The sequence below is a fragment of the Arthrobacter sp. ISL-65 genome (genome assembly GCF_018613795.1).
In the GTDB taxonomy this organism is placed as follows: Bacteria; Actinomycetota; Actinomycetes; order Actinomycetales; family Micrococcaceae; genus Arthrobacter.
Genome location: NZ_JAGGPN010000029.1, coordinates 1 through 2,656 on the forward strand (window position 1 = coordinate 1; position 2,656 = coordinate 2,656).

The window sequence follows — 2,656 nt, forward strand, 5'->3', positions numbered from 1 at the left end:
GCGCGCGACCGGTCTGGAGGTGCTGGAAGTGAATGTCCACGTCACCGATGTTCATCTGCCCGAGGATGAGCGGCCCGAACAGGAGGACGCGAAGAAGCCTCTGGAGTAACCACCTCACCCGCTCCGCCCCGTTTTCGGGTGGAACCGATTTTGGAAGGAGTGCCCATGTCCACTACACGATGGTGTCTGGCCATCGGTCTGGTATTAGGAATCGTCTTGGCCTTCGGAGGTTTTACAGCCCTGGTGATAGCGGTCCTCTTTGGCCTGATTGGGCTGCTAGTGGGTCGTATTGCGGAAGGGAAACTGGATCTGCAGGCCCTGTTCGGCAAAGCATCCAGCCGATGAAGACCCCCGCAGCACATGCCGGTTCCCGGGACCTGGATTCGCGGGGGCGCACTGTCCTTGACCGGAAGGTGGTGGAGAAGATCGCCGGTCAGGTCGCGAGCGAAGAGTCCTTTGCCGGCGGGTCCTCCGGAGGGTTTCTGGGCATCGGAGCACATTCGGACTTTTCCGCCCGGCCCAAAGTCACGGTGGAGCTTGCGGGCAATATCGCCGCCCTCAGCGTGGAAATAGGGCTGCTCTACCCGGTCCCGCTGCGCCAGGTCACCGAACGATTGCGCCGCCGGATCAGCGAACGCGTCACCGCCCTGACCGGGGTGGAGGTACGCCAGATCGACATCACCGTGTCCTGGCTGAAACCTGCCGATGAAACCACCGGCCGCCGGAGGCTGTTATGAGCCGGCACGATGGGAAAGCCACACTCCTGCGGCACCGTCCCAGCCGGGCTGTTCCTGCCCTGATCCTGGGAACGCTGCTTCTGGCCGCCGGCGTGGCACTGGTATGGGCGGCAGTCGCCCGGCTGGTCACGGGTTCGTGGCCGGTGTATCTGGCCGGCCCCCGGGACTGGCTGTCCGGTTTGACCTGGAACGATCCGGGAGTCTGGGCCGTCGGGGCTGCGGCGGCGGTCGTGGGAGTCGTCCTGCTGGCGGCAGCACTGGTTCCGGGCCGCTTCAACGCCTTGCGGCTGCAGGCGCCCGGGGACGGGCGCCAGGTGCCGGTAGCGGGCGCGCAGGAAATTGTCATGACGCGGCGGGCCGTTGCGCGGTACGCGGCGGCGCACTGTGAACTCGTCGACGGCGTCCGTTCAGCATCGGCCACGGCCTCCGCACGCGCGGTCCACCTGAACGTGACAACGGCCCTGCACGAAACAGGGGAGCTGCGCGGGCGTGTCATTGCCGTGGTCAGGGAACGCCTTACCGGTGCCGGGCTCAACCCGGTCCCAAAGGTGACCGCGTCCGTCCGGTCCAAGGAATGACCCGCGGCAACCAACCTCCCGCATTCCGGAAAGAAGGCACCCCATGCGACAACACGCCGGAGCGTTGAACCGCACCTGGCTGGTCATCCTTGGCATTCTCACCCTGGCCGGCGGCGTTCTGATACTGCTGGCGGCCAGCGGAACGCTGCACGCCATGAGCCCTGCAATGGCCCCTGCAGAAAGTCCCGTCCTGACAGGGGACCTGCACACGGCCTTCGGGCCGGCCTCTGTTACGGCCATTGTCCTGGTGGCCGGGGTTCTCCTGGGCGCCCTGGGGTTGTTGTGGATCCTGGCACAGATTCCACGAAAGAATCCCGCCGACAGGTACCGGCTGCATCAGGACCCCGCCTCCGGAACCACACTATGTGAAGCCTCGGTACTGGGCTCCGCCGTGGAAAACCAGATCAATACCCTGCCCGGTGTTGTGGGTTCCTCGGCGCTGCTGCGCGGCACCGCCAGGGAACCGGATCTCACGATGAAAGTCACGGTCAACAACCGCGCCGACATCCAGGACATCCTCCACAGCATTAACGCCAGGGTCATTCCGGACCTCTCCACGGCCTTGGAAACACCGCTGCGGCGGACAGGAATCCAGCTCGAGGTCAGCGGCCGCAACCCCGTTTCCGGCTCCACCGTGGCGACCACCGGCACCGTCATCTACTAAAGAACAACTCACACCGGCTGATGCCCGTGGCCGAGGCCGTCCGTTCGCCCGGGGAAGAGTCCAAGGACCGTCACGCCAGCAGCCGGACCGTCCCGGCAAGGAACAACGGGACCGTGAGCAGCACGAGCCCGGCATGTTCCTCCCCGGCTCCTGGCACCTATGCGGCACTTCCGATCACGCTTCCGTTGTTGTGATGTGGTCCTAGGCGTTCCCGTAGAGTTCGTTCAGGTTGTCACGGACCGGTGCCGTGTGTGTCGTGTGCTGGTCGAGGATGGCCGAGTGCGTGTTGAGTCCGACTGGCCGTTCCTTTGGATGGCCCAAGAGGTAGCCCTGGCCGGCGATGACGGGTTGCTGCGCGGCAGGTGCTGGGCCGTGCTGTAGGAGCATGGTGAGCATCCCGGGTTGTTCGATGCCTTCCGCGACGATCCACCCTCCGGCTCCTGGACGAACCGGTGATGGCACCGCCGGAAAATTAGTCGCCGCGGGTCCTGCCCTCCTCGTCGTTATCGGTGGGGCCCTGAACGGCATCCTGGCCCTCCGGATAATCGGTTGCCTGGCCCTCCGGGACTCCGCCTTCGTGCGTGGTTCCTGCATCTCCATAGTCACCCTCGGCGTACCCGCCAGCACCCCTCACCGCAGCGTCAGCGTCCACCGTCCCGGCTTCTCCGTAGTCACCC

5 protein-coding genes and 1 pseudogene are annotated in these 2,656 nt (G+C 65.4%); 4 read left to right on the forward strand and 2 right to left on the reverse strand.

All coding sequences use genetic code 11. The features are described from left to right. Positions 1–165: 165 nt before the first annotated feature. From J7I85_RS12425 to J7I85_RS12440, 4 genes are read left to right on the forward strand one after another with little or no spacing between them, the layout of a single operon-like run. Positions 166–345 (forward strand): hypothetical protein, encoded by a 180-nt coding sequence (locus J7I85_RS12425; protein ID WP_214852148.1) that lies wholly within the window; start codon positions 166–168, stop codon positions 343–345. Further along, positions 342–737, forward strand: coding sequence for an Asp23/Gls24 family envelope stress response protein (locus J7I85_RS12430; RefSeq protein WP_214852150.1), 396 nt, complete (start codon positions 342–344; stop codon positions 735–737). Before J7I85_RS12425 ends, J7I85_RS12430 begins: the two co-directional genes overlap by 4 nt. Continuing rightward, on the forward strand, positions 734–1,315 hold the full coding sequence (locus J7I85_RS12435; RefSeq protein WP_214852152.1) for a DUF6286 domain-containing protein: 582 nt from the start codon (positions 734–736) through the stop codon (positions 1,313–1,315). Before J7I85_RS12430 ends, J7I85_RS12435 begins: the two co-directional genes overlap by 4 nt. A gap of 43 nt (positions 1,316–1,358) precedes the next feature. After that, positions 1,359–1,979 carry a hypothetical protein gene (locus J7I85_RS12440; protein WP_214852154.1) on the forward strand — a complete coding sequence of 207 codons (621 nt, stop codon included), beginning with the start codon at positions 1,359–1,361 and terminating at the stop codon, positions 1,977–1,979. A 201-nt stretch (positions 1,980–2,180) separates the two neighbouring features. Here J7I85_RS12440 and J7I85_RS12445 read toward each other — a convergent pair whose 3' ends face one another. Together J7I85_RS12445 and J7I85_RS12450 are read right to left on the reverse strand one after the other, a co-directional pair. Continuing rightward, the gene (locus J7I85_RS12445; protein WP_214852156.1) at positions 2,181–2,441 is read right to left on the reverse strand and encodes a hypothetical protein; all 261 of its coding nucleotides are present in this window, start codon (positions 2,439–2,441) and stop codon (positions 2,181–2,183) included. A 10-nt stretch (positions 2,442–2,451) separates the two neighbouring features. Further along, positions 2,452–2,656 (reverse strand): annotated as a pseudogene (locus tag J7I85_RS12450) (hypothetical protein); the annotation flags it as partial.